This window comes from Paenibacillus periandrae (genome assembly GCF_022458865.1).
In the GTDB taxonomy this organism is placed as follows: domain Bacteria; phylum Bacillota; class Bacilli; order Paenibacillales; family NBRC-103111; genus Paenibacillus_S; species Paenibacillus_S periandrae.
In genome coordinates, this window is sequence record NZ_JAJNMU010000158.1 from 1 (window position 1) to 349 (window position 349).

1 rRNA gene is annotated in these 349 nt (G+C 57.0%); it reads left to right on the forward strand.

Annotation, left to right across the window (positions count from 1 at the left end):
- Nucleotides 1-349 (forward strand): 16S ribosomal RNA (locus tag LRL21_RS45040); the annotation flags it as partial.

Below are 349 nucleotides of genomic sequence, written 5' to 3' on the forward strand. Positions count from 1 at the left end.
ATGGAGAGTTTGATCCTGGCTCAGGACGAACGCTGGCGGCGTGCCTAATACATGCAAGTCGAGCGGATTGTTCCTTCGGGAACAGTTAGCGGCGGACGGGTGAGTAACACGTAGGCAACCTGCCTGCAGGATCGGGATAACTACCGGAAACGGTAGCTAAGACCGAATACAAGACTTTGACGCCTGTCAGAGTTTGGAAACACGGAGCAATCTGTGACCTGTAGATGGGCCTGCGGCGCATTAGCTAGTTGGTGAGGTAACGGCTCACCAAGGCGACGATGCGTAGCCGACCTGAGAGGGTGAACGGCCACACTGGGACTGAGACACGGCCCAGACTCCTACGGGAGGC